The following is a 26,057-nucleotide window of genomic DNA, read 5'->3' on the forward strand; positions in this document are numbered from 1 at the left end:
CGATGTCACAGATCTACCCGGTGTTCCGTCAGAGGGGGTGAACATCGGGAATCACCCAACACCTGGAGAGAACATGAACATCGCCCTGTGGATCGTCGCCGGCGTTTTCGGCATCGCCTACGTCGCCGGCGGCATCGTCAAGCTGACGATGTCCTACGAGAAGTACGCAGCGAAGCTGGGCTGGCCGGGGGACTTCACGCCCGGCAACGTGAGGTTCATGGGCGTGGTGGAGGTCCTGGGCGGCATCGGCCTGGTCCTTCCGGGGCTGGTCGACGTGGCGCCGATCCTGGTGCCGATCGCGGCCTCGTGCATGGCGCTCTACATGGCCGGAGCGATCACCGAACGGCTCCGGCGCGGTGAATACAAGGAGCTCCTCGGCGACCTGCTCTTTCTCGCGGCGATGGTCTTCATCGCGTGGGGGCGCTTCGCGATCGAGCCGTTCTAGCCGACCACGTTGTCGAGCTTGATCGGCAGGTCCGTGATCTCTCGGTCACCTGTCCGAGGCCTTCGCCAACCAGCTGAGACCGTGGCCGGACCCGGCCAGAACCTTGACGTGACTGACGTCACATCTTTACGGTTCACACATTGAATCGTTTCATGTCGATGTGGTCGGAGCTCCGATCAAGGTGGGAGAACAGACCGTGATCCATCAGCACCAGCTTGCCCGTCGTGGTGTCCTCAAAGGCATGGCCGCCGTCGCGTCGGCAACCCTCATGAGCCGTGTCCTGGCAGCCGAGTCGGCTGCGGCGGCCGCGCCATCACGCGGCCGGTCGATCGACCGCGAGGCGTTGGTCTCCCGGCACCGTGTGGTCCGCCACGAGAGCGACCTCGAGCTTCCGATCCAGGTCGGCAACGGCCGGTTCGCCTTCGGTGCCGACGTGACCGGCCTGCAGACCTTCCTCGCCTTCAACACCCTCGCCGACTGGGGCTGGCACGAGGACGCGCTGCCCGCCGGCAAGCAGATCTCCGACCTCAAGGGCCGGGTCTGGGACACCTACGGTCGCGATGTCGCGTACTGGACCCATGACGAGGGCGAGCCGGAGATCTTCAACTGGCTCCGGGAGAACCCCCACCGGGCGAACCTCGGGCGGATCGGGCTGCGGATGCTCAAGGCCGACGGCACCGAGGCGGTCGAGGCGGACCTGACCGACGTCGAGCAGGTGCTCGACCCGTGGACCGGCTTGCTGCGCAGCAGGTTCCGGCTCGAGGGCCACCAGGTGAAGGTCGAGACCGCCTGCCACCCGGGGCAGGACGCGATCGGCGTACGCATCGACTCGGACCTGGTCAGGGCCGGTCGCCTTACGGCGTTCATCGACTTCCCGTATGCAATGACCACCGGCACCCAGAAGTTCTCGGCGCCGTTCGTCGGGTTCTGGGACCGCCCCGAGAGGCACACCACCACCGTGACGCGCCGCGGCCGGACCGCCCGGGTCACCCACACGATGGACGACACCGTGTACCAGGTCGGTCTCGACCTGCCGGGCGGGGCCGAGATCACCCGCCTGGACCCGGCACTGCACCGCTACCAGATCGTCGGCCGGGGGAACCGTCTGGAGCTGACCGCGTTGTTCGCCCCAGAGGTGGACAAGGTGCCGTCGGCCCGCGACGTGGTCGACGCGAGCGAGGAGTGGTGGCCCCGGTTCTGGCGGACCGGCGGCGCCGTCGATCTCTCGCGGAGCACAGACCCGCGCTGGCGTGAGCTCGAGCGCCGTATCGTGCTCAGCCAGTACCACCTCGCGGTCAACGACGCCGGCAACGATCCGGCCCAGGAATCCGGGCTGGTCAACAACGGCTGGTACGGCAAGTTCCACATGGAGATGTACTGGTGGCACGCCTTCCATTACGGCCTGTGGAACCGCTGGTCGCTCCTCGACCGGAGCACGGACATCTATGAACGGTTCCTTCCGCACGCACGTGAGCTTGCCGTGTCGCAGGGCTTCCGCGGCGCGCGCTGGCCCAAGATGACCACCGCCTTCGGTGACGCGATCGGCCGGGAGTCGCCAGGCACGCCGACCTGCCTGCTGATCTGGCAGCAGCCGCACCCGTTGTTCCTCGCCGAGATGGACTACCAGGCGCATCCGCAGCGGAGCACCTTGCGCAAGTGGGAGACGGTGGTCCGTGAGACGGCGGAGTTCATGGCGTCGTTCGCGAACCGTGAGGAGGAGACCGGCCGGTACGTCATCGGGCCGCCGATCATGTGCTGCAACGAACGGAACAAGCCGGAGTCGACGCTGAACCCGACCTTCGAGCTCTCCTACTGGAAGTTCGGGCTGCGCATCGCCCAGCAGTGGCGCCAGCGGCTCGGCTGGGCGCGGGACGAGGCGCTGGACGAGATCCTGGACAACCTCGCGCCGCTGCCCGTCGAGGACGGCACCTATGTCCTCTACGAGGGCGTGCCGAACATGTGGACCGAACGCAACACCAACCACCCCGACCCGATCGCGCCGTTCGGGATGCTGCCGGGCGACGGTGTCGACCTGGAGACCATGCGGGCGACCACCCGACGCGTGTACGAGACCTGGCCGGTCACCGACCTCTACAGCTGGGACTTCCCGTTGCTCGCGATGAACGCGGCCCGTCTCGGCGACCCGGTCAGCGCGGTCGACAACCTGCTCCATGAGCGCCTCGGTTTCACCGACACCGGGCTGCCGGCGAGCGGCAAGAGCGGTGTGCCCTCGCCGTACTTCCCGTCGGCCGGCGGGCTGCTCTACTCGGTGGCGATGATGTGCGCCGGGTGGGCGGACTCGCCCGAAGGCGTACGTGGCGCGACCGGCACCCCGGGACCACGCGGCTCCGCTCCGGGGTTCCCGACGGACGGCTGGACGGTCGTCTGGGAGGACCTCTCGCCCGCTCTGTGAGGGCGCCCGCGGCTGGTGCCGTGAGGACTGGCATCGGTCTGTCGACGGCCGGGATCGAGCCGTTCTGAGCACAGCCACCTTTTGAGTGATGTGTGGCTGGATCCCGTGCCACTAGCCTGACCTCATGGAGCGGCCGTGGCCGCTGACCGGCCGGGACGAGGAGCTGCGGAGGGTCGCGGCGGCGATCAGGCCCGGTGCGGCGGGCGTCATCGTTGCGGGTCCGGCGGGGGTGGGGAAGACCCGGCTCGCCCGTGAGGCGTTGGCGGCCGCTGCCGGTCACGGGGGATCCGTCGTGTTCGCCCAAGGGAGCACGGCCGCCCGGCAGTTCCCGCTCGGTGCGTTCGCCGGTCTGCTCGACGTCCCGCCCGGTGAGGCGGCCGAGACCATCGGCCGGGCGCTGGACCAGATCACCCGGCAGCTGCCGCTCGTGCTGACCGTCGACGACGCTCACCTGCTCGACGAGCACTCCGCGATCGTGGTCCACCGGGTGGTGGCCCGACGGATGGCTCCGGTGCTGATCACGCTCCGCACCGGGGAGCCCGCGCCCGACATCGTGACCTCGCTGTGGAAGGACGAGCACCTCCCGCGCCTGGACCTGGCGCCGCTGGACGCCGAGGAGAGCACCCGGCTGATCGCCCGGGTGCTCGGCGGTCCGGTCGACACGGACTCCGCCCACCGGCTGTGGACGATGACCCAGGGCAGCCCGCTGTTCCTGCGGCACCTGCTGGCCGGGGAGCTGTCGGCGGGACGGTTCACCGCGGCGTCCGGGATCTGGCGATGGAGCAGCGAGCCGGCGATCTCGCCGGAGCTCGCCGGTCTCCTGGAGCGGGAGATCGGGGATCTTGCGACCGGGGTGCGGGACGTCATCGACCTGGTAGCCCTGGCCGAGCCGGTGGCGGTCGCGACCCTGTCCGCGCTGACGTCGGCGGCCGACCTCGAGGAGGCGGAGGAGCGCGGGCTGGTGCGTACCGACGGGGTGGTCGCCCGGCTGGCACACCCCCTCTACGGCGAGGTACGCCGCGCCGCGATGGGCACGCTGCGTGCCCGCCGCCTCCGCGGCCGGGTGGCGCTCACCCTGGACCCGGAGCCGGACCCGATCCCCCGGGCCGTGCTGACCCTCGACTCCGACCTGCCACCGGAGCCGGCGCTGTTCCTACGGGCCGCCGAGGCCGCGACCCGGATGTACGACCTGCCGCTGGCCGAGCGGCTGGCGCGCGCGGCCGCTGCCACCGGCGACATCGCCGCCAGGGTCGTGCACGGCGCGGCGCTCTCCTGGCTCAGCCGCGGGGAGGAGGCCGAGGCGATCCATGAGGACATCGTCGCCACCGCGTCCGACCCGGGGCTGCTCGCGATGGTGCAGCTGCACCGCACCGGCAACCTGCTCTTCACGATGGCCCGGCCCGACGAGGCCCATCAGGCGCTGGCCGCAGCCGAGGCCACCGGGGCAGCCCCGGTCCACGTCGCCGCCATGGCGCTCGTCCTGCGCCTGGTGGACGGTGAGATCTCCGCCGTGCTCGCCCGGGTGCCGCAGCTGCTGCGGAGCGATCTTCCCGACGACCTGGCCGGCATCCTGGTCGCCACCTCCGCGTCGGCGGTGGCTGCCGTCACCGGTGACCGCGAGCTCCTCGACGAGTCCGCGGTCGTGGGTGGGCTGACCGCCGACCGGGTGCCGACAGTCATCCCGGGCTTCGGGCTCGCCGACTTCCAGGTGCTCGGGCACCGTCTCGCCGGCACACCGGAGCGGGGCGCGGACCTGGCCCGGAGGATGCGGGCCGCATCGGCCGACCTCCCCGGGCCGGCCAGGCTCATGGGGCTCGTCGTCGCAGGTCATGCGGCCCTTGCCGAGGGCCATCTGCTCGATGCGCTGCTCTCGCTGCGCGAGGCCTGGGCCGCGCTGGAGGGCTCCGGCCACGAGTTCCGGTTCCGGTGTCGTACGTTGCTGGCGACCGCCCTCGCGCAGGCTGGTCGACCGGAGGGCGCCGCGCCGCTGCTGGCCGGCATCGCTGCCGGGCACCATCCGGCGTACCGGCTCTATCTGCCCGACGATCGTCTCGCGCTGGCGTGGGGTGCCGCGGCCGAGGGGTGGACGACCGAGGCGATCGGCCACGCGGCCGCCGCGGCGGATCTCGCTCGCGAGGCGGGTTCGCCGGCGTACGAGGTCCTCGCCTGGCAGACCGCGGTCCAGCTCGGCGACACGACCGTGGCGCCGGCCCGTCGACTCGCCCCGCTGGCCGGACTCGGCCCTCGCGCAGAGGCGGCCCTGGTCCATGCCCGCGCCTGGGCCGACGAGGACGGCGACGCGCTGCTCCGGGTGGCGCATGCCTGGGCCCGGCTCGGTGATCTCGTCGCCGCGGGCGACGCGGCCGCGCAGGCCGCCGAGGTCCACCGCCGCGCGGGACGGCAGGGGTCGGCCCTGACCGCGGCGGCCGTCGCCGCGAAGCTGGCGGAGAGGTCGGGCGCGCGCACGCCGGCGCTGGTGGTCGCGGCACGGCCGCTGCCGCTGACCGCTCGCGAGCGCGAGATCGCCGCACTGGCCGCCCGAGGGCTGTCGAACAAGGACATCGCGGCGCGCCTGACCCTGTCGGTGCGCACCGTCGAGGGCCACCTCTACCGGGCCGGCCACAAGCTCGGCGTCTCCGAACGAGCCGGGCTGGCGGACCCTCTCGGAGTCGAGTAGCGCACTACTCGCACCGCTCCGGCTCCACCGGCGGATGCTGAACGCACCCGACCGAAGGAGGAGTCATGAGCACCACCTACGTACGGCCCAACGAGGGCCAGCACAGCCCGATGATCGACGGCGACCATGTCGCGAAGGCCGCCGTCAAGGACGCCCAGGGGGCCTTCGAGGTCTTCGAGGTGATCGCACCCGCCGCCCCGATGACGCCGCCGCACGTCTCGCCGTGGAGCGGGGTTCTGTACCTGCTCGAAGGCCGCATCACGGCGTACGTCGACGGTAGGTCCTACGACGTCGAGCCCGGCGGACTGGTCGTCTTCCCGGCGGGCACCCCTGGCACCTTCGAGGTCGTCGGCGACTCCGCCCGCGCTCTCGCGATCACCACCGGCGACGGCGCCGGCCGGTTCTTCGCCGACTTCGCCAGCTCTGTTCCGGCAGGCCAGCCGGCCGCGGACTCGATGGCCGCGATCCTGTCGGTGACCGAGCGCCATGGCGTCGCCCTCGCGGGCGGATGACTCAACGACAGGGGCCTGTCTCGGAACGCGACTTCAGCCGCGTTCCGAAACAGGCCCTGTGTGTGCGGGTCGGGGACCCGTCAGAGGTCGCGCCGGATCTCGTCCTCGCGGGGAAGGTCGGGGCTGCGTCGCAGGTTGACGACGGCCAGCGCCAGGCCTCCCCAGATGACGAGCATCGCGACGAGCATCATGACGATGGCGGAGCCGCTCATGACTGTGCTCCCTTCTCGTTGAAGTGAACCGTGGACAGAGCCTCGGGGTCTCGCCACTTGGCCTGAGCGGCCAGGAACCCGAAGACGATGACGGCGCCGGCGGCGCCCCAGCCGAAGACGGCGAGCATCCAGGCCGGGTAGCCCTCGTACGGCGTCTTCACGTCCTCCCAGAAGGAGAGCCCGAGCACGAGGATCAGGCCGATCGGGGCGACGATGCTGACCAGGATCCGCCACCAGGCACCGACGACGATCGAGCTGCCGTCGGACAGGTGAGCGCTGAAGGTCGGCAGCACGCGCAGCCACCAGCTCATGATCAGCATCGAGATCACCGCGACCAGCAGGATGCCGAACTGGTTGATGAAGTGGTCGATGATGTCGAGCACGTAGATCCCGCTCGTGGTGGCGAAGAACACCAGGCTGAGCACGGCCATCGGCACGGTGACCGCGATCGTGGCGGTGGTGCGCGTCATCTCGAACTTGTCACGCACCGCCGAGATCACGACCTCGACGATGGACACCATCGAGGTGAAGCCGGCGATGACCAGGGAGAAGAAGAAGAGCACCCCGATCAAGGCACCTGCGGGCGCCTCGCTGATGATCGCGGGGAAGGCGACGAACGCCAGACCGATGCCAGAGGTGGCGACCTCGCCGACGGCGACCCCGTTGGCCTGCGCCATGAAGCCGAGCGCGGCGAAGACGCCGATGCCGGCGAGCAGCTCGAAGCTGGAGTTGGCGAAGCCGACCACGAGCCCCGCGCCCGGCATGTCGGTGTGCTTGTGGACGTAGGAGGAGTAGGTGATCATGATGCCGAAGCCGATGGACAGCGAGAAGAAGATCTGTCCGTACGCCGCCGCCCACACTGTTGCGTCGGTCAGCGCACTCCAGTTCGGGGTGAAGAGCGCGTCCAGCCCTTCGGCCGCACCGGGGAGGAAGAGCGAGCGCACCACGAGGATCGCGAAGGCGACCACGAGGATCGGGATGAAGATGGCCGAGGTCGCGCCGACGCCCTTCTGGACGCCGAGCAGCATGACGGCCAGGATCGCGACCCACACCAGCAGCAGCGGGATCAGCACGCCCCACACCGGGGTGGCGTCGATGCCCGGATCGCCGGCCTTGAGGAACTCGCCGAAGAAGAAGCCCTCCGGGTCGTCACCCCAGGCCTTGGTGACGCTGAAGATCGTGTAGCGCACCGCCCACGCCATCACGGCTGCGTAGTAGATGGCGATCATGAAGCAGATGCCGACCTGCCACCAGCCCAGGCCCTCGGTGCCGCGGCGCAGGCGCGCGAACGACAGCGGCGCGGAGCCGCGGTAGCGGTGGCCCAGTGCGTAGTCGAGGAAAAGGAACGGGATTCCGGCCGTCAGCAACGCCACGATGTAGGGGATGACGAACGCGCCACCTCCGTTGTCGTAGGCGACGTAGGGGAAACGCCAGATGTTTCCCAGGCCCACCGCGGACCCGATTGCCGCGAAGATGAAGACCTGTCGCGATGAGAACGCTCCGCGTTTTGCCGCGGCAGCTTCCTGCACGCCTTCAGGTGTCGTGCTCATATCCGCCTCCTTGCTCGATATGTGCGTGGCGCTTGTGGCGCCGAATGTACTGCTGGGCGGCGCTTGTGACGCCGATCACAGACAATAGTCATCCGGCTGCTAACGGGCGACTTCGGGGTTTCGGCAGCTGTCGACAGTGGCGGCGACCCATTGACAAAGTGGAGTGATTTGTTGATTGTCTGAGACATGAACTCAGATCTGTCTCATGGTCGGGTGGCGTACGCCCCGTTGTCCGGGGAGTCCTGGGCCGACCCGTGGCCGATGTACGCCGCGCTGCGCGAGCACGACCCGGTCCACCACGTCGCCCGGGGTGACTACTGGGTCCTGACCAGGCACGACGATGTCTTCGCGGCGGTGCGTGACCACGAGACGTACAGCTCGAGTGGCGGGCTGACGACAGCACACGACGAGCTCGAGCGGATCGGGCTGGCCGACAACCCGCCGATGGTGATGACCGATCCGCCGGCCCATACGGCGTTCCGGAAGCTGGTGAATCGCGGGTTCACGCCGAAGCAGGTCGAGGACGTGACTCCCCGGGTCACGCAGTTCGTCGTCGAGCGTGTCGAGCAGCTCAGGGCAGCGGGCGGTGGCGACATCGTCACGGAGCTGTTCAAGCCGCTGCCGAGCATGGTGGTGGCCCACTACCTCGGCGTTCCCGAGGTGGACTGGGATCGGTTCGACGTGTGGACCGACGCGATCGTGACGGCCAACGCGGCTCAGGACGAGCGCATCGGAGCCGGGGCCGCCGCCGAGCTGATGGGCTACTTCGCCGAGCTGATCGAGCGGCGCCGGCGAGAGCCGGGTGACGACACCGTCTCCCATCTCGTCGCCGCCGGGGAGGCCGACGACGACGCCGGGCTGCTGCGGGTGCTCGCGTTCGCCTTCACCATGGTCGCGGGCGGCAACGACACGACGACCGGTCTGCTGGGCGGTGGCCTGCCGCTGCTGGCGGACCGCCCCGACCAGCGCGAGCTGGCTCTGCAGGACGTACCAGCCGCCGTCGAGGAGCTGCTGCGGCTCACCTCGCCCGTCCAGGGGCTCGCCCGGACCACCACCCGCGACGTAACGATCCACGACGTCACCATCCCCGCGGGGAAGAAGGTCCTGCTCTGCTATGCGGCCGCGAACCGGGACCCGCGCGTCTTCGGCGCCGACGCCGAGGAGCTCGACGTCACCCGTCGGCCGCGGCAGATCCTCACCTTCGCCCACGGGGCGCATCACTGCCTGGGTGCCGCGGCCGCCCGGATGATGGGCCGGGTGACGCTCACCGAGATACTCACCCGGATGCCGTCCTTCACCGTCGACCACGACTCCCTGCGGTGGGCGCCGGGGAGCTACGTACGCAGGCCTGTCAGTCTCCATGTCGAGGTGACCGGATGAGCGAGCGCCAGCGAGTGACCTGTAAGTACTTCTTCGGGCCGCGTCCGTATTCTGGCGCTCGCGCTACGGAGGTGGCCCGATGAGCTGGCTCGAGGCGGAGCGGACCGAGCTCGCCGCCGAGCGGATCCTCGACGCCGCGGGCGAGCTCTTCGTGGAGCGAGGCGTCGACAAGCCGGGCATGGACGAGGTGGCCCGCGCGGCCGGCTGCTCGCGCGCGACTCTGTATCGCTACTTCGAGAACCGGCAGGCGCTGATCTACGCCTTCGCCCATCGCGAAGCGCGGCTCATCACCAAGCAGGTCGCCCAGGTCGTGACCGCCGTGTCCGACCCCCGCCACCGAGTGGTCGAGGCCGTCGTGGCCTGCCTCGCCGCCGTGCGCGAGCGCCCCCACCTCGCCGCCTGGTACGCCGGTGACAGCACCCTGCTGCGCGAGGTGCTCCGCGACTCCCCGGTCATCCGCGGTGTCGCACAGAGCTACCTCGCCTCTGACTCGGAAGCCACCGATCCCGACCTCGCCGACTGGATCCTGCGGATCATCCTGTCGTTCCTCTCCAACCCGGGCGACGACGAAGAAGCAGAGCGCCGCCTGCTAGAGCGATTCCTCCTGTCACCGCCCGCGTAGGTCCTGTCTCACAAGTCCGTTCGCGGTGCGGCCAGCAGACCAGGACCCTGCTCGAGGCGAGTCCGGACCACGCGTCCTAACCTACGACCGCGCCTGACCACACCGTCCCCTCGAGGAGCACGACATCAACGACACGATCGACGACATCGTCGTCCGACCCCTCTCGAGCCAGGACGAGCTCGACCTGTTCCTCCGGCTCTCCTACGTGCTCGACGACGAGCTGGCTGATGACCTGGCCGAGGGGCGGCGTCGCCCCGAGTGGATGTGGGTCGCCACCAGCGGCGACCGACTGCTTGCCCGCGCCTCGTGGTGGGGTCGACCGGGCGCGACGGCGCCGGACGTCCTGGACTTCTTCGACCTCGACGACACCCTGGAAGCGGACGCGGCCATCGGGATCGGAGACCGGCTCCTGCGTACCGCGCTGGCCGCCGTCGTGCCGGCCGGTTCGACGCCCCCGGAGTACGGGCGGTACATCCCGCCCGACTGGCGGGACGATCCGGCCGCGCGACGCGTCGTCGAGTCGCGCATGTCCGTCCTCAAGGGGCTCGGGGCGGCCCCGCTCGTGGAGCGTCTCCGCCTCGAGTGGCGGGCCGGGTCCCCTGTTCCGGCCCCGAGCGAGCGCCTGCGATTCCGGGCGGTGAGCGATCGTGACGAGCTCGTGGCCCTGATGGAGCCGGTCCTGCAGGGCACGCTCGACGCTCACAGCCAGGCCGACCTCGAGACGATGCCACCTGCCGACGTTGCCGCCAAGCACTTCGACGACGAGTTCGCCGGGTTCTCCAGCCGGCAGGAGTGGTGGCAGGTGGCCGAACTCGAGGACGGTGAACCAGTCGGCTTCGTCATCCCCGCCCGGAACAGCTACCACGCGATCATCGCCTACGTCGGTGTCCTGCCCGCGCATCGGGGCAATGGCTACATCGACGACCTGCTGAGCGAAGGCACGCGGATCCTCGCCGACCAGGACGTCCCGAGGATCCGGGCGTCTACGGACCTCGGCAACACCCCGATGGCGCAGGCCTTCGGGCGTGCCGGCTACGTCAACTTTCAGCGAGCGATCAACATGTCCTGGTCGTGACCTGACCGCACTTCTATGAAAACGTCGGCCGTTGCTGGTCGGGCGGCCCTTGCCGTGCCGACGAGCCACCGCCGAAGATGAATCGCGAGCGACCGGATCTCTCCGGGGCCGCGAGAGGAGACACATGCAGCAGGTCAAGGCCGTCATCGCCCGTGCCAAGGGGGCGCCCGTCGAGCTCGTGACGATCAACGTTCCCGAGCCAGGACCGGGCGAGGCGGTGGTGAAGATCCAGTCGTGCGGGGTGTGCCACACCGACCTCCACTACCGGGAGGGCGGGATCAACGACGAGTTCCCGTTCCTGCTGGGCCACGAGGCCGCCGGGGTGGTCGAAGCGGTGGGTCCGGACGTGACCGACGTGGCGCCGGGCGACTTCGTGGTGCTCAACTGGCGCGCGGTCTGCGGCAGCTGCCGGGCGTGCAAGCGCGGTGAGCCGCAGTACTGCTTCGCCACGTTCAACGCCACCCAGAAGATGACGCTCGAGGACGGCACGGAGCTCTCGCCCGCGCTGGGCATCGGCGCCTTCGCGGAGAAGACGCTGGTCGCGGCGGGTCAGTGCACGAAGGTCGACCCGGAGGCCCGGCCCGCCGCTGTCGGCCTGCTCGGCTGTGGCGTGATGGCCGGCATCGGTGCCGCCATCAACACCGGCGGCGCGACCCGCGGGAGGTCGGTGGCGGTCATCGGGTGCGGCGGTGTCGGAGTGGCCGCGATCGCCGGTGCGGTGCTGGCCGGGTCGAGCCCGGTCATCGCCGTCGACATCGACGCCAAGAAGCTGGAGCGCGCCGCGGCCATGGGTGCGACGCACACCGTGGACTCCTCGCAGACCGACCCGGTCGAGGAGATCCGGCGGATCTGCTCGGAGACGTACGAAGGTGCCGAAGGCGCCGACATCGTCGTCGAGGCGGTCGGACGCCCGGAGACCTGGAAGCAGGCCTTCTACGCCCGCGACCTGGCAGGCACCGTCGTGCTCGTCGGCGTGCCCACGCCCGACATGTCGGTGCCTGAGATCCCGCTCCTGGACGTCTTCGGCCGCGGTGGCGCACTCAGGTCCAGCTGGTACGGCGACTGCCTCCCCAGCCGCGACTTCCCGATGCTGGTCGACCTCTATCGCCAGGGGCGTCTCGACCTGGACGCCTTCGTGAGCGAGGAGATCGGGATCGGCGACATCGAGGCTGCCTTCGAGAAGATGCATCGCGGCGAGGTCCTGCGCTCGGTGGTGGTGCTCTGATGGCCGTACGTGTGGACCACGGTGTCACGAGCGGCACCTTCAGCCTCGACGGCGAGACGCACCAAGTGGACAACAACGTCTGGGTGGTCGGTGACGACCAGGAGTGTCTGGTCATCGACGCACCGCACTCGGTGGAGGACATCTTGGCGGTGGTGGACGGTCGCCGCGTGAAGGCGATCGTCTGCACCCACGCCCACGATGACCACGTACGCGTGGCGCCGGCGTTGCGGGAGGCCGTTCGGGCCCCGATCCTGCTGCATCCCGACGACCGGCCGTTGTGGGAGCTCACCCACCCCGACGAGCTGTGGGACGCGGACCTCTCCGACGGCCAGGTCATCGAGATCGGCGACACCTCTGTGACCGTCCTGCACACCCCGGGTCACGCGCCCGGGGCGGTCTGTCTGTCGGTGCCGTCGCTGGGGTGCGTCTTCACCGGCGACACCCTGTTCCAGGGTGGTCCGGGGGCGACCGGGCGCTCGTTCAGCGACCGGCCCACCATCGAGTCGTCGATCCGGGCCAAGCTGTTCACGCTTCCCGGCGAGACGGTCGTCCACACCGGGCACGGCGACGACACCACGATCGCAGCCGAGGCCTCCGGCCTGGGCTGATCAGCGTTCGGCGGCCGCGAACTCCGCGCGCATCCAGGCGCACCACTCCAATGCCGTACGCCGTGACCGGATGCCTCCTTCGAGGGTGATCCGCGTGGCGAACAGCGGGTTCGACGGGTCGCGGACGCCGGGGCGGTCGGCGATCTCGGCCAGCTCCTCGAGGTAGCGGGCGAGTACGCCCTGATGGACCGCCTCGAGCCGGCCGACCAGCTCGGTGGCGGCGTCGGGCTCGACGGTCCAGATCGACCACAGCCGGAGGATTTCCAGGTCACGGACCGGCTGGGGCTCGAGGTCGCCGACGACCCATGCCGCCAGAGCGTCCCGACCGGTCTCGGTGATCCGGTAGCGCTTCGTCGGCCTGGGGCCGGCTCCTTCGATGACCTCGTGCTCGACCAGCCCAGCGGCGTCGAGACGGTTCAGCTCCGGGTAGATCTGGGAGTGGCGGGCGGTCCAGAAGTAGCCGATCGGCTGCCGCATCCGCTGCGCGACCTCGTAGCCGGTGCTCGCCCGCCGTGCCAGCAGGCCGAGGATCGCGAAGCCGAGGTTGGAAGCGGTCACCCCAGGATCATTCATATGTCAATATTGACATATGCGGAGCGTGAAGGGCGTAGCGGCCGGGGCGGCGATCCTCGGCTTGGTGCTGGCCGGGTGCGGTGCGGTGAGCGGTGCCGAGGGAGACGGTGCGAGCCAGGCGAAGGAGTCCGGCAGTGCGCTGCCGACGGACGGGCCGTACATCCAAGGTGAGCTCGGCGGCTGCTTCCTGCCGGAGACCGACGCCGGGGTGGAACCGATGCAGGTCGCCGGCAAGGACCTCGAGCTGCCGGCCATCCGCTTCTCCCCTCCGGACGGCCAGGATCCGTCGGCGGTGCTGGTGATGCTCCACCAGACCGACGGAGACCGCTGCGGCTGGGGCGACTTCGCGATCCTGGCGGCCCTCCAGGGCGTCGCCGGCCTCTCCTTCGACCTTTGCGGCTATGGCGATGCCGACTGCGGGATCAAGGATCCCGACGACCCGGTGCCGCAGGTGCAGGCCGTTCTGAGCGAGGTCGCGAAGCAGTGGCCGGATGCGCCGGTCGTGCTTGTCGGTGCCTCGATGGGAGGCAGCCAGACCGTACGGGCCGTCGCCGCCGGCGTGGACGTCGACGGCTGGGTGGACCTGTCGGGGCCGTCGAACTGGGCCGGTGTCGACCTGGCCTCGGTCGCCGACTCGATCAGCACGCCGGGCCTGATCGCCATCGCCGAGGACACCGACGGTGCCGAGGAGGCCGACGCCGCCCAGGCGCTGGCGCAGGCCACGTCCTCGGAGTTCGTCCCCGCCGAGGCAGGGCACGGCTGGGAGTTGGTGGTCGAGGAGGGCCGGCTCTCGCCGCTCGGCCAGCAGGTCCTCACGTACGCCACGAGGTGACCTCGGCTGGCGATCAGAGACCGACCTCGCGGTCCAGCCGGGCGATCTGGCCGTCGGCGAGGGCCAGCAACGGTGACCCGGACGGCAGCAGGGTCCGGAGCCGGAGCCACATCTCGTAGTCGTCGGCGCCCCACGCCGACCGGGTCCAGGTCGAGACCAGGTCGGGTTGGCCCGACTGCAGCACCGCCGCGCGCAGCTGCTGCGCCAGGGTCTCGCGGAGCCGGACCACGCCCGGCGCGACCGAGCGCGGCAGGATCGGGCCGCGATAGCAGCGGAGCGCTCCGGCGACGTCGCCCACCGCGAGCCGTGCCTCGACGCCCAGCCAGTCTCCGGTCACCTCGGTCGTGAGCCGGTAGGGCCGGGAGGCGAGGAACTCCTCCCCGAGCAGGTTGCGCAGGCGGTTCAGCTCGGCGCGGAGCGTCGAGGAGCCGCCGTCGTCCTCGTACAGGAGGACCGCGAGCTCGTCGCCGGAGAGGCCGCGCGGGGCGCTGGCGAGGAGCAGGAAGATCTCGCTGTGGCGGGGGGAGAGCCGCAGTTGCGCGCGATGCCCACGGCCGTCGTCGATCGAGAGCAGCAGGTCCTGACGGCCCAGGGTCTCCACGGCGATGCGTGCCCAGCCGGGCCGGGTCTCGGGCTGTCTCTGCAGGAGCTGCTCGCGAGCGAGCTCGGACTCCGCGAGTCTCGCGGCGGCGCGCACCATCGCCATCGTCTGGGGTACGACGATGGAGTCACCTCCGGTGATGTCGAGGACCCCGAGCAGGCGGGAGTCGCCCGGGTCGTGGATCGGGGTCGCGGCGCAGCTCCACTGCTGCACCGACCGCCGGAAGTGCTCGGCGGCGACGACGCTGGTCGGGCGCTCGAGCCGCAGCGCGAGCCCGGGGGCGTTCGTGCCGGCGAGGCGCTCGTCCCAGTTGCTGCCCTCGACGAAGCCGATCCGCTCCGCGCGCCGGAGCGCCGCCGGAGCACCGCACACCCAGAGCAGCTGACCGGCCTCGTCCGAGACGGCCATGATCGCGTCGCAGTCGCGCGCCGCCTGCCCGAGCACGTCGTCGAGGAGAGGGAACACACGAGCCAGCGGATGGGCGGCGCGTACGTCCTGGAGCTGGTCCTCGGGGAGGGTGATCGGCGCGTGCGCGTCGTCCGCGGTCACCCCGGCGGCAGCCGACCGGTGCCACGAGTCCGCCACGGCTGCGCGCATGCAGGGGCTCTGCTTCGGTTCGCTCATCTCGACCTCCTCAATTGGTGAGGGTCACATTTGAAGGTTGCTTTCACGTTGCATCGGTCTCCTGTGGTGAGCGCAACGTTGGTGCAACCTCGGCGTTCCTAGCGTCTGTGACCACGATCACGTCCCACAGCCTGAACTGCCTGAACTGCCCTAGGAGAAATCCCGATGACCGTATACACAGCTCCCGGCCAGCCCGACTCGCTGGTCACCGTCCAAGGCCGCTACGGCCACTACATCGGTGGGGCCTGGGTCGACCCGGTCAAGGGTGCCTACTTCGAGAACATCTCGCCGGTGAACGGCAAGCCTTTCACCGAGATCGCCCGGGGCACGGCCGACGACATCGAGGCCGCCCTGGACGCCGCACATGCTGCCGCTCCGTCGTGGGGGAAGACCTCGACGACGGAACGGGCCAACATCCTGCTCAAGATCGCCGACGTGATGGAGGAGAACCTCAACGCGATCGCCGTCGCCGAGACCTGGGAGAACGGCAAGCCGGTCCGCGAGACGCTGGCCGCCGACATCCCGCTCGCCATCGACCACTTCCGCTACTTCGCCGGCGTGCTGCGTGCCCAGGAGGGCACGATCGGTGAGATCGACGAGAACACCGTGGCGTACCACTTCCACGAGCCGCTGGGCGTCGTCGGCCAGATCATCCCGTGGAACTTCCCGATCCTGATGGCGGTCTGGAAGCTCGCCCCGGCGCTCGCTGCGGGCAACTGCGTGGTCCTGAAGCCCGCCGAGCAGACGCCCTGGTCGATCCTCAAGCTCGTCGAGCTGGTCGGCGAGCTGCTGCCCGCCGGAGTGCTCAACGTCGTCAACGGCTTCGGCGTCGAGGCCGGCAAGCCGCTCGCCTCCTCGCCGCGCGTCGCCAAGGTCGCCTTCACCGGTGAGACCACCACCGGCCGCCTGATCATGCAGTACGCCAGCCAGAACATCATCCCGGTGACGCTGGAGCTCGGCGGCAAGAGCCCGAACATCTTCTTCGACTCCGTCGCCGCGGAGAAGGACGCCTTCTACGACAAGGCGCTCGAGGGCTTCACGATGTTCGCCCTCAACCAGGGCGAGGTCTGCACCTGCCCCTCGCGTGCGCTCGTCCAGCGCTCGATGTACTCCGACTTCGTCGGCGACGCCATCGCCCGGGTCGAGAAGATCAAGCAGGGCAACCCGCTCGACGACACCACGATGATCGGCGCCCAGGCCAGCAACGACCAGCTCGAGAAGATCCTGTCCTACATCGAGATCGGCAAGGACGAGGGCGCCAAGGTCCTCACCGGTGGCGAGCGGACCATCCTCGAGGGCGACCTCGCCGAGGGCTACTACGTACAGCCGACCGTCTTCGAGGGCGACAACTCGATGCGGATCTTCCAGGAGGAGATCTTCGGACCGGTCGTGTCGCTGACCGGCTTCGACGACGAGGCCGACGCCCTCAAGGTCGCCAACGACACCCTGTACGGCCTCGGCGCCGGCGTCTGGTCGCGTGACGGGTCGCAGGCCTTCCGGGCCGGCAAGGAGATCAAGGCCGGCCGGGTCTGGACGAACTGCTACCACGCCTACCCGGCCCACGCGGCCTTCGGCGGCTACAAGCAGTCCGGCATCGGTCGCGAGACCCACAAGATGATGCTGGACCACTACCAGCAGACCAAGAACCTGCTCGTCAGCTACAGCCCCGACGCACTCGGGTTCTTCTGATGAGCGCGACCCACGCCCCCTCCCTTCCGGCGCGGGTCGCCGTGACCGACGGGGCGGCGGACCTTCTCCGCCGCCTCGTCGGTATCCACGGGCCGGTCATGTTCCACCAGTCCGGTGGATGCTGCGACGGCTCCGCCCCGATGTGCTACCCGAGCGGCGACTTCATGCTCGGCGACGCCGACGTCCACCTGGGCGACCTGGACATCGGGCTGGACCAGAAGGTGCCGGTCTGGATGTCGCGCTCGCAGTTCGAGTACTGGTCGCACACCCACCTCACCATCGACGTCGTCCCCGGACGCGGCGCCGGCTTCTCCCTGGAGGCGCCCGAGGGCGTGCGGTTCCTGATCCGGTCGCGACTGTTCACAGACGAGGAGGCAGAGCGCCTTGACCGAGAAACTGCTCAGCACTGACCATCCGACCCGCTTCGAGCCACCGGCCGACCTGGCCGCTGCCGCCAACGTCACCGAAGAGGCGTACGCCCGGGCCGAGTCCGACCTCGAGGACGCACGCTCGCCGTGAAGCTGCTGCCGGCCAGTGCATCGAGCAGGTCGGCGGCGGCGATGTCTCCGGTGACCGTGATGCGGCCGGTGTCGCGGTCGGCGGTGAGCGTGGCGACGCCGGGGAGGTCCCGGAGGCGAGCAGTGGCCTCGCGGACGCATCGAGGGCAACGCATGCCCTCGACGTACAGCTGGATGGTCTGCATGGCGGTCTCCTTGTGCCTTCGTGGCCCCGGACGGATCCGGGGCCACGAAGTGGGTTGGACTGCTAGCGGCCGGCGGGAACCGACTCAGGGGCGGTCGCGGTGCGGACCGACTTCCAGCCGATCCCGGTGACGACCGCACCGGCGAGGGCGATGCCGGCCGCGCCGAGGAAGCCGGCCGAGAAGCCGTCGGTCATGGCGGCCAGGTCGCCGACCTGGTCGGAGCCGTACGCGGAGGCGACGACGGTCATCGCCGCCAGCCCGAGCGCGGAGCCCACCTGGTAGCTGGTGTTGACGATCCCGGCGGCGAGACCGCCCTCCTCAGGCGCTGCCGCGCCGAGCGCGGTGCTCAGCGACGGGATGAACGCCAGGGCCATGCCCGCCGCGGTGACCAGCGTCGCCGGGAGCACGTCGACGGCGAAGCTGCCGTCGGCGTCGATCCGGGAGAGCCAGACCAGGCCGATCCCGAGGACGACGAGGCCGCCGACGGTCATCGCCTTGGGCCCGAACGCGGCGGTCAGTCGCGGGGCGATGGCGACCATGCCGAGCATGATCGTCACCGTCATCGGCAGCAGGGCGGCGCCGGACTCGAAGGCGCCGAGCCCGAGCACCTGCTGGAGGTAGAGGTTGATGAAGAAGAACATCGGGATCCAGGCCGCGCCGAGCAGGAGCTGGGCGATGTTGGCGGCGGCCAGGTTCGGCGCCCGGAAGATGCCCAGGCGCATCAGCGGAGCCGCGGAGCCGGCCTGCAGGGCCACGAAGGCGACGAGCAGGGCGATGCCGACGAGACCGGCGATGAGCGTGCTGGGCGATCCCCAACCCTGCTCGGGGACACGTACGACGGCGAACACCACCGCGGCGAGACCCAGGGTGACGGTGAGCGCGCCGAAAACGTCGATGCGGCCGCGCTGCGCCTGGCCCGCCGGCATCACACCGGGCGTCAGGAGGAGTACGCCGATGGCGATCGGCACGTTGATGAAGAAGACCCACGGCCAGGACAGGTATTCGGTGAGCACGCCACCGAGGAACACGCCGGCCGTTCCGCCGGCCGGGGCGGCCGCGCCGTAGAGCGCGAGGGCCTTGGTCAGCTCCTTCGGGTTCGCCCCGAAGGTCATGAACAGGAGCGTCAGTGCCGACGGTGCGATGAGCGCGGATCCGGCGCCCTGGATGGCGCGGCCGGCAATCTCGACGCCGACGCCGTCAGCCAGGCCGGCGACGAGGGAGCCGACTCCGAGGACCAGCCATCCGATGGCGAAGATCCGTCGGGCGCCGAGCAGGTCGGAGAGCCGGCCGCCCAGCAGGAGGAGCCCGCCGAAGGCCACCACGTAGGCGTTGAACACCCAGCTGAGGTCCTGCGGGGCGAAACCGAGGTCGCGCTGTATCTCGGGGAGGGCGACTCCGATGATGGAGGTGTCCATGATGACCATGAACTGGGCGGCGGCGATGAGGCCGAGGGCGAGCCAGCGGCGGCTGTTGGCACCCGCCGCCGGGGATGCTGTGGAAGACATGGTTCTCTCTTTTCGTCAGGGCGGCCGTCCGACCGCGTGAAGAGAACCTGTCCCGGGTCACTGTCCCTGGACTGTCCGGCCGTTGTTCAGCCGGGCCAGCGCCTCCTCCGCCCGGGCGGCGACGGCGGTCTCGCCGGCGGCGAGGCCGAGCGCGCGGGCCTCGTCGTAGCGCTCCGCTGCCGCCTCTGGCTCGGAGACCTGCTCGTGGCACCGGGCCAGCGCGAGCGTGGCCTTCGCCGTCATCGCGGGCGTCTCCAGCGTCTCGAAGCCCTGGATGGCGCTCGACAGCAGCGAGATGGCGCTCGACCAGTCCTGCTCACGCTCGGCGAGCCGGCCACGTCCGTACGCCGCGAGGACCGACCCGGCACGGTCGCCGACGTGTCGGGACGCGAGCTCGGCGCGACGGAAGGCGTCCCGGGCCGACGCCTCGTCCCCCAGTTCGAGGTGGGTGATCCCGAGGTCGGCGAGTGCCCACTGCACGGTGTTGTGGATGCCTGCGGAGGCGGCGACGTCGATCGCCTGCTCGAGCGTCCGGGCCGACTCCCGCAGGCGTCCGAAGTGCCGCAGGCCGTAGCCGAGGTGGTAGAGGACCGCGCTCTGACCCCACGGGTCGTTGAGGTGACCGAATTCGGCCGCGGTGGCTCGCCCGAGGCGTATCGCCGCCGGCTCGTCCCTGACCTTGAGCGCCGTCTCGAGCCGGACGAAGCCGGCGACGGCGAGACCCCAACGGTCCCCCTGCTCGCGGAACCACGTCTCGGCGTCGTCCAGGAGCGCGGCGGCCTCCGGGTCCGCGCCGTTGACGCCTTCGACGGCGAGCAGCACCCGGGAGACCGCGGCCCCGTCGGCGTCACCTTCCTCGAGGAAGATCGCGAGGCTCTCGCGGGCCGCATCGGCGCAGCGCGGATGGGGGTGGACGACACACGCCCGGGGACGCTCCACCAGCGCCACCGCCTGGAGGGCAGCCGCCCGAGCCGCGGCCGAGCCGCGGTCCTGCTCGAGCAGCCGCCGCAGGATCCGGCGGCCCTCGAGATGGCGACCCTGATGCCAGAAGAGGCCCAGATGACCGGCCAGGCGTAGCGCGGCGTCGATGTCGCCGGCCGGGCCCTCCAGCCAGGCGATCGCCGAGCGTACGTTGGCCTGCTCGTCGACGAGGAGGTGCCTCGCCCGGGCATCCCCCTGACCGCGCATCGCCTGCGCCGACCGCTCGGCGACCTGGGCGAAGTAGTGCGCATGCCGGGCGGCCAGGGCCTCGTTTCGGCCGGTCTGCGCCAGCCGGTCTGCGGCGTACTCACGCAGTGTCTCGAGCATGCGATAGCGGGTGACCGGCCCGCGCTCGGCGACGATCAGGGACTGCTCGACCAGCCTGCCCACGGCGTGGATGATCTGGTTCGAGTCGGTCTCGTCGTCGGCGAGGATCTGCTCGGCGGCGGTGAGGGTCCAACCGCCGTGGAACACGGCGAGCCCTTCGAAGACGCGCTTCTCGAGGTCGTCGAGCAGGTCGTAGCTCCAGTCCACGGTCGCGCGGAGCGTGCGCTGGCGGTCCTCCGCCGTCCGCGCTCCCGAGGTGAGGAGCGTGAACCGCTGGTCGAGCCGGTCTGCGAGGTCGCTCGGGGACAGCGTCGCCGCCCGGGCCGCGGCCAGCTCCAGCGCCAGCGGCATGCCGTCGAGCGCGCGGGCGATGCGGCCGAGCGGGGCGTACGCCTCCTGGTCGGTCTCGATCCCGGGCAGGACCGTCGCGATCCGGCGGATCAGCAGCTGTACGGAGGCGGTCGCCGCGATCGCCTCGGCGTCGTCGTCCTCAAGCGGTGTCGGGAGCGGTCCGACAAGGGTCTGGACCTCGCTCGGCAGGGCGAGGGGTTCGCGGCTGGTGGCGATGACGGTGAGCCGGGGGCAGCGCGTCAGGAGCTGCTCGACCAGGGTCGCGACGGGGTCGACGAGATGCTCGCAGTTGTCGATGACCAGGAGCAGGTGCTTGTCGGCGAGGAAGTCGGCCAGCCGTTCCTGGAGGTCGATCGCCGAGCCGTCCTGCGGCATCGCCACGGCCGCGGCGACGGCCGGCACGATGTGCTCCCGGCTGCGGATCGGGGCGAGACGGACGAGGAAGGTGCCGTCCGGGAACCGCTCGGCGACACGCTGCGCGGTCTGAAGGCCGAGGACGGTCTTCCCGGACCCGCCGGGGCCGACGAGGGTGGTGAGCCTGGACGTACCGGCCCGCTCGCTCAGGGACGTGAGCAGCTCCTCGCGCCCGACGAGCGGAGTCAGGTCGGTCGGAAGGTTGGAGAGTCCGGACCTGAGGCGGTGCGGCCCGGTCGCGGGGGTGGACAGGGTGACCTCGCCGGAGGAGCCGAGCGACGGGTCCTGGCGGAGCACCCGCTCGTGGAGCGAGCGGAGGGAGGCCGACGGTTCCAGACCGAGGTCGGCGTCCAACGTCGTCCGGGTGCGGGTGAAGACCTCGAGGGCGTCGGCCTGACGGCCGGCGCGATAGAGCGCGACCATCAGCAGGCCGGCCATCGCCTCATGGGTCGGGTCGGCGCGCAGCAGCGGCTCGAGATCGGTGACGACCTCCGCGTGACGGCCCAGCGACAGCGCGATCTGGGCACGCTCGGCGTACGCCGTCCTGCGGAGGTCCTCCAGCCGTACGGACTCGGGCACCGCCCAGGGCTCGGTGGCGAAGTCGGCGAGCGCGTCGCCCCGCCAGAGCCCGAGCGCTGCGTCGTAGGCGCCGAGATCGTCGTCGGTCGGGCTCCCGGCGCCGGCGACCGACGCCCGGACCCGGCGGATCCGGCGCTCGAAGTCCTCGGCATCGATCGTGCCCGGGTCGACAGCGGCCCGGTAACCGCCGCCGTCGCGTAGCACCAGGTCGAGACCGGCGTTCTTGAACACTCGCCGCAGCTTGGACACGCGGAGCTGGAGGGCGTTCAACGGGTCGGCCGGCAGCGACGAGTCGGCCCACAGCCGGTCGATCAGCGCCGAGGCGGGCACGATCCGGCCGCGCGCCAGGAGCAGCACCGCGAGCAGGGCCCGCTCCGCCGACCCGGGGACCTTGACCGTGTCTCCGTCGATCGTCGTCTCGAAGGGGCCGAGCAGCCCGAACCGGATGTCACGCGAGGTCGGGGTCGGCAGCACATCGAGATCGTAGTCAGACCGGGCGCAGGCGCCGATCGGATATCTGTCCGGGCCCCGACAATCCCGGGACAGTCCGCGGACAGATCCGCGCAGCAACCTCTGGCACGTCATCGAGAGTCATCGAGATTCGAGCCAGGAGAGATCACATGAACGCCATTGCCAAGGTAGGTGCGTTCGCCGGAGCCGTCGTTGCCCTCGGCGGCCTGGGTTCCGCCGTAGGTGCCTCCGTCGGCCCCGTCGGCGAGCCGGAGCGCCCGACGCACCAGAAGCACGCAGCCGGCAACAGCAGCCAGGGTGGCCATGGCGGCCACGCCGGACACGCCGGACACGGCGCCGAGAAGGCGCCCGAGGCCACCGGGCTCAACGTCAGCCAGGCCGGCTACACGCTCGACCTCGTCGAGGACCGCCCCCAGCGCTCGACATCCGCCACGCTGCGGTTCCGGATCCTCGGCGCCGACCACGAGCCCGTCACCCGGTTCGAGGCCGCCCACGGCAAGCTGCTGCACCTGATCGTCGTACGCCGCGATCTGGCGACCTACGAGCACCTGCACCCGGTGATGGCCGCCGACGGCACCTGGTCGGCCACCGCCGACCTGGCCGAGGCCGGGACCTACCGCGTCTTCGCCGACTTCCGGCCGGCGACCGAGACCGAGGGCCTGACCCTGGGCCAGGACCTCTTCGTCGCCGGCCCCTACGAGCCCGAGACGCTGCCGCCGGCCGCGACCACCAGCACCGTCAGCCCCTACGAGGTGAACCTGGACGGTCATCTGGTGGCCGGCCAGACCTCGCGCCTCACCCTGACCGTGACCCGGGACGGCGAAGCCGTCACCCACCTCGAGCCCTACCTCGAGGCGTACGGACACCTGGTCGCGCTCCGCGACGGCGACCTCGCCTACCTCCACGTCCACCCCGAAGGGTCGCCCGGCGACGGGCGCACCGAGCCCGGCCCGGAGATCACCTTCTCGGCCGAGGTGCCCTCGGCCGCGACGTACCGGCTGTTCCTCGACTTCAAGCACGGCGGCGAGGTCCGCACCGCGGCCATCACCGCGACAGCCGAAGCCCACTGATCGGCCCACTGACTCCCTGCCTGAGCAGGGTCCACCACAGAGAAAGGAAAGCACCATGTGCAGCACCACCTACACCGTTTCCGGAATGACCTGCGGCCACTGCGTCAGCTCTGTCTCGGAGGAGGTCGCCCAGATCGCGGGCGTCTCCTCGGTCGACGTCGACCTGGCCACCGGCCAGGTGACCGTCACCTCCGAGAACGAGCTCGACCCCGTGCAGGTTCAGCGCGCGATCGAGGAGGCCGGCTACCAGCTGGCCGGCTGAGCCACCCGCGTCGGCTCCCTGTGAGCGGGGAGCCGACGCGCACCACGATCCACCCACCCGAAGGACACCAGTGATGACCGTCTCCGGAACCTCTGCCCCCACGACCGACTTCGAGCTCGAGATCAACGGCATGACCTGCGCGTCGTGCGCGAACCGGATCGAGCGCAAGCTCAACAAGCTCGACGGTGTCGCCGCCACCGTCAACTACGCGACCGAGAAGGCGAAGATCTCCGTCGCCGCGGACACCGACATCGACGCGAGCGCGCTGATCGCGACCGTCGAGAGCGCCGGGTACGGCGCCAAGGAGCCTCGCCGCGAGGCGGCTCCGTCGAGCGCCTCCCCCGACGCCGACGTCACGGACCCGGTCGCCCTCCTCAAGCGGCGGCTGCTGGTCTCGACCCTGCTCACCATCCCGGTGGTGCTCCTGGCGATGGTGCCGGCCCTGCAGTTCGAGAGCTGGCAGTGGCTCTCGCTCACGCTCGCCGCACCGGTCGTCGTCTGGGGCGCGGCGCCGTTCCACCGGGCAGCCTGGACGAACGCGCGCCACGGCGCGGCGACCATGGACACGCTGGTCTCGATCGGCACCCTGGCAGCCTTCGGCTGGTCCCTGTACGCCCTCTTCCTCGGCACTGCCGGTGAGCCCGGCATGACCCACGCGTTCAGCTTCGCCATCGAGCGCACCGACGGTCTCGGCAACATCTACCTCGAGGCGGCAGCCGGGGTCACGACGTTCATCCTCGCCGGCCGCTACTTCGAGGCCAGGTCGAAGCGGCGCGCCGGTGCTGCCCTGACCGCGCTCCTCGAGCTCGGCGCGAAGGAGGTCGCCGTCCTGCGGGACGAGGTCGAGACCCGGATCCCGATCGACGAGCTCGCCGTCGGAGACCTGTTCGTCGTACGTCCCGGGGAGAAGATCGCGACCGACGGCATCGTCGAGGACGGGTCCTCCGCGATCGACGCGGCGATGCTGACCGGCGAGTCGGTGCCGGTTGAGGTCGGACCCGGTGACGGTGTCACCGGAGCCACCGTGAACGCCGGCGGACGCATCGTCGTCCGGGCGACCCGGGTCGGCGCGGACACCCAGCTCGCCCAGATGGCACGCCTGGTCGAGGAGGCGCAGACCGGCAAGGCGGCGGCTCAGCGGCTCGCCGACCGCATCTCGGGGATCTTCGTACCCATCGTGATCGCCCTCTCGGCCATCACCCTCGGGTTCTGGCTCGGCGCCGGCGCGGGCACCGCCACCGCCTTCACCGCGGCCGTCGCGGTGCTGATCATCGCCTGCCCGTGCGCGCTCGGTCTGGCCACGCCCACGGCGCTGATGGTCGGCACCGGACGCGGCGCCCAGCTCGGGATCCTGATCAAGGGACCGGAGGTGCTCGAGAGCACCCGCGCGATCGACACCATCGTGCTCGACAAGACCGGCACCGTCACCACCGGCAGTATGACCCTGACCGACGTGATCGCCGCGCCCGGCGAGGACGCCGACGAGATCGCACGACTGGCCGGCGCCCTCGAGTACGCCTCGGAGCACCCGATCGCCGGGGCGATCGCCGCCGGGGCCGAGGAGCGCGTCGGCACCCTGCCGGTGGCCGAGGACTTCGCCAACGTCCCAGGTCTGGGAGTGCAGGGCATCGTCGAGGGTCACGCCGTCCTGGTGGGCCGGGTCCGCCTGCTCGAGGAGTGGAGCCAGTACCTGCCGGGCGATCTCGCCCTGGCGATGGCCGAGGCCGAGAGCGAGGGCCGCACCGCCGTCGCCGTCGGCTGGGACGGACAGGCGCGTGGCGTCCTGGTCGTCAACGACGTGGTCAAGGCGACCTCCGCCGCGGCGATCGCCGAGTTCCAGCGTCTCGGCCTGACCCCGGTCCTGCTCACCGGCGACAACGAGACGGTGGCCCGTTCGGTCGCCGCCGAGGTCGGCATCCCAGTCTCCGCGGACACCGTCATCGCCGAGGTGCTTCCTGAGGACAAGGTCGCGGTGGTCCGCCGGCTGCAGGAGGAGGGCCGCGTGGTCGCGATGGTCGGTGACGGCGTCAACGACGCGCCGGCGCTGGCCCAGGCCGACCTCGGCCTCTCGATGGGCACCGGCACCGACGTCGCCATCCAGGCCAGCGACCTGACCCTGGTCCGTGGTGACCTGCGGGTCGCGGCCGACGCGATCCGGCTGTCGCGGCGGACCCTGGCGACCATCAAGGGCAATCTGTTCTGGGCATTCGCCTACAACGTCGCGGCCATCCCGCTGGCGGTCGCCGGGCTGCTCAACCCGATGCTCGCCGGTGCCGCGATGGCCTGCTCGTCGGTGTTCGTGGTGAGCAACAGCCGCCGGCTGCGTCGCTTCCGCTGATCCCAGCGCCGCCCCGCA

The 26,057-nt window shown here is 70.7% G+C and carries 22 protein-coding genes; 15 read left to right on the plus strand and 7 right to left on the minus strand.

Going from position 1 to position 26,057, the window contains the following annotated elements:
- The first annotated feature begins 73 nt into the window (after window positions 1-73).
- From OG801_RS15065 to OG801_RS15080, 4 genes are all read left to right on the plus strand, one after another.
- Window positions 74-445, plus strand: a complete 372-nt coding sequence (locus OG801_RS15065) for a DoxX family protein (RefSeq protein ID WP_406029546.1) — start codon at window positions 74-76, stop codon at window positions 443-445.
- 268 nt (window positions 446-713) lie between these two features.
- A complete protein-coding gene (locus OG801_RS15070) occupies window positions 714-2,858 on the plus strand; it encodes a hypothetical protein (RefSeq protein ID WP_406029547.1) in 2,145 nt (714 codons plus the stop codon).
- A gap of 124 nt (window positions 2,859-2,982) precedes the next feature.
- A complete protein-coding gene (locus OG801_RS15075; protein ID WP_406029548.1) occupies window positions 2,983-5,535 on the plus strand; it encodes a LuxR C-terminal-related transcriptional regulator in 2,553 nt (850 codons plus the stop codon).
- Window positions 5,536-5,600: 65 nt separating this feature from the next.
- Complete coding sequence (locus tag OG801_RS15080) at window positions 5,601-6,047, plus strand: cupin domain-containing protein (protein WP_406029549.1); 447 nt, start codon at window positions 5,601-5,603, stop codon at window positions 6,045-6,047.
- 80 nt (window positions 6,048-6,127) lie between these two features.
- On the opposite strand, the gene OG801_RS15085 is transcribed toward OG801_RS15080, so the two are convergent.
- Together OG801_RS15085 and OG801_RS15090 are read right to left on the minus strand one after the other, a co-directional pair.
- Entirely contained in the window at window positions 6,128-6,259 is a 132-nt protein-coding gene (locus OG801_RS15085) for a methionine/alanine import family NSS transporter small subunit (protein WP_160026071.1), read from the minus strand.
- Window positions 6,256-7,809 carry a sodium-dependent transporter gene (locus OG801_RS15090; protein WP_406029550.1) on the minus strand — a complete coding sequence of 518 codons (1,554 nt, stop codon included), beginning with the start codon at window positions 7,807-7,809 and terminating at the stop codon, window positions 6,256-6,258. Before OG801_RS15090 ends, OG801_RS15085 begins: the two co-directional genes overlap by 4 nt.
- 186 nt (window positions 7,810-7,995) lie before the next feature.
- On the opposite strand from OG801_RS15090, the gene OG801_RS15095 reads away from it, so the two are divergent.
- From OG801_RS15095 to OG801_RS15115, 5 genes are all read left to right on the plus strand, one after another.
- Complete coding sequence (locus tag OG801_RS15095; protein ID WP_406029551.1) at window positions 7,996-9,189, plus strand: cytochrome P450; 1,194 nt, start codon at window positions 7,996-7,998, stop codon at window positions 9,187-9,189.
- Window positions 9,190-9,268: 79 nt separating this feature from the next.
- Entirely contained in the window at window positions 9,269-9,811 is a 543-nt protein-coding gene (locus tag OG801_RS15100; RefSeq protein WP_355018827.1) for a helix-turn-helix domain-containing protein, read from the plus strand.
- A 205-nt stretch (window positions 9,812-10,016) separates the two neighbouring features.
- Entirely contained in the window at window positions 10,017-10,886 is an 870-nt protein-coding gene (locus OG801_RS15105; RefSeq protein WP_406029552.1) for a GNAT family N-acetyltransferase, read from the plus strand.
- 124 nt (window positions 10,887-11,010) lie between these two features.
- Window positions 11,011-12,111, plus strand: coding sequence for an S-(hydroxymethyl)mycothiol dehydrogenase (locus tag OG801_RS15110; RefSeq protein ID WP_406029553.1), 1,101 nt, complete (start codon window positions 11,011-11,013; stop codon window positions 12,109-12,111).
- Window positions 12,111-12,719, plus strand: a complete 609-nt coding sequence (locus tag OG801_RS15115; protein ID WP_406029554.1) for an MBL fold metallo-hydrolase — start codon at window positions 12,111-12,113, stop codon at window positions 12,717-12,719. Before OG801_RS15110 ends, OG801_RS15115 begins: the two co-directional genes overlap by 1 nt.
- Here OG801_RS15115 and OG801_RS15120 read toward each other — a convergent pair whose 3' ends face one another.
- The gene (locus OG801_RS15120; protein WP_406029555.1) at window positions 12,720-13,277 is read right to left on the minus strand and encodes a PadR family transcriptional regulator; all 558 of its coding nucleotides are present in this window, start codon (window positions 13,275-13,277) and stop codon (window positions 12,720-12,722) included.
- Window positions 13,278-13,308: 31 nt separating this feature from the next.
- Between OG801_RS15120 and OG801_RS15125 the strand changes: the two genes are divergently transcribed.
- Window positions 13,309-14,124, plus strand: a complete 816-nt coding sequence (locus OG801_RS15125; RefSeq protein ID WP_406029556.1) for an alpha/beta hydrolase — start codon at window positions 13,309-13,311, stop codon at window positions 14,122-14,124.
- A gap of 13 nt (window positions 14,125-14,137) precedes the next feature.
- Here OG801_RS15125 and OG801_RS15130 read toward each other — a convergent pair whose 3' ends face one another.
- On the minus strand, window positions 14,138-15,349 hold the full coding sequence (locus tag OG801_RS15130) for a GAF domain-containing protein (RefSeq protein ID WP_406029557.1): 1,212 nt from the start codon (window positions 15,347-15,349) through the stop codon (window positions 14,138-14,140).
- A 165-nt stretch (window positions 15,350-15,514) separates the two neighbouring features.
- Here OG801_RS15130 and OG801_RS15135 point away from each other — a divergent pair, with 165 nt between their 5' ends.
- Complete coding sequence (locus tag OG801_RS15135; protein WP_406029558.1) at window positions 15,515-17,038, plus strand: aldehyde dehydrogenase family protein; 1,524 nt, start codon at window positions 15,515-15,517, stop codon at window positions 17,036-17,038.
- The gene (locus OG801_RS15140) at window positions 17,038-17,448 is read left to right on the plus strand and encodes a DUF779 domain-containing protein (protein ID WP_406029559.1); all 411 of its coding nucleotides are present in this window, start codon (window positions 17,038-17,040) and stop codon (window positions 17,446-17,448) included. Before OG801_RS15135 ends, OG801_RS15140 begins: the two co-directional genes overlap by 1 nt.
- Before the next feature lie 50 nt (window positions 17,449-17,498).
- Here the strand turns inward: OG801_RS15140 and OG801_RS15145 are convergent, their stop codons facing one another.
- From OG801_RS15145 to OG801_RS15155, 3 genes are all read right to left on the minus strand, one after another.
- Window positions 17,499-17,741, minus strand: coding sequence for a heavy-metal-associated domain-containing protein (locus OG801_RS15145; RefSeq protein WP_406029560.1), 243 nt, complete (start codon window positions 17,739-17,741; stop codon window positions 17,499-17,501).
- Window positions 17,742-17,803: 62 nt separating this feature from the next.
- Entirely contained in the window at window positions 17,804-19,246 is a 1,443-nt protein-coding gene (locus OG801_RS15150; RefSeq protein ID WP_406029561.1) for an MFS transporter, read from the minus strand.
- A gap of 57 nt (window positions 19,247-19,303) precedes the next feature.
- Window positions 19,304-22,372 carry an ATP-binding protein gene (locus tag OG801_RS15155; RefSeq protein WP_406029562.1) on the minus strand — a complete coding sequence of 1,023 codons (3,069 nt, stop codon included), beginning with the start codon at window positions 22,370-22,372 and terminating at the stop codon, window positions 19,304-19,306.
- A gap of 146 nt (window positions 22,373-22,518) precedes the next feature.
- Between OG801_RS15155 and OG801_RS15160 the strand changes: the two genes are divergently transcribed.
- From OG801_RS15160 to OG801_RS15170, 3 genes are all read left to right on the plus strand, one after another.
- The gene (locus OG801_RS15160) at window positions 22,519-23,439 is read left to right on the plus strand and encodes a hypothetical protein (RefSeq protein ID WP_406029563.1); all 921 of its coding nucleotides are present in this window, start codon (window positions 22,519-22,521) and stop codon (window positions 23,437-23,439) included.
- Window positions 23,440-23,494: 55 nt separating this feature from the next.
- The gene (locus OG801_RS15165) at window positions 23,495-23,701 is read left to right on the plus strand and encodes a heavy-metal-associated domain-containing protein (protein WP_406029564.1); all 207 of its coding nucleotides are present in this window, start codon (window positions 23,495-23,497) and stop codon (window positions 23,699-23,701) included.
- A 73-nt stretch (window positions 23,702-23,774) separates the two neighbouring features.
- Window positions 23,775-26,039: a heavy metal translocating P-type ATPase gene (locus tag OG801_RS15170; RefSeq protein ID WP_406029565.1), complete on the plus strand. Its 2,265-nt coding sequence runs from the start codon at window positions 23,775-23,777 to the stop codon at window positions 26,037-26,039.
- Window positions 26,040-26,057 lie beyond the last annotated feature (18 nt).

This window comes from Nocardioides sp. NBC_00163, assembly GCF_045206295.1.
Taxonomy (GTDB): Bacteria; Actinomycetota; Actinomycetes; order Propionibacteriales; family Nocardioidaceae; genus Nocardioides.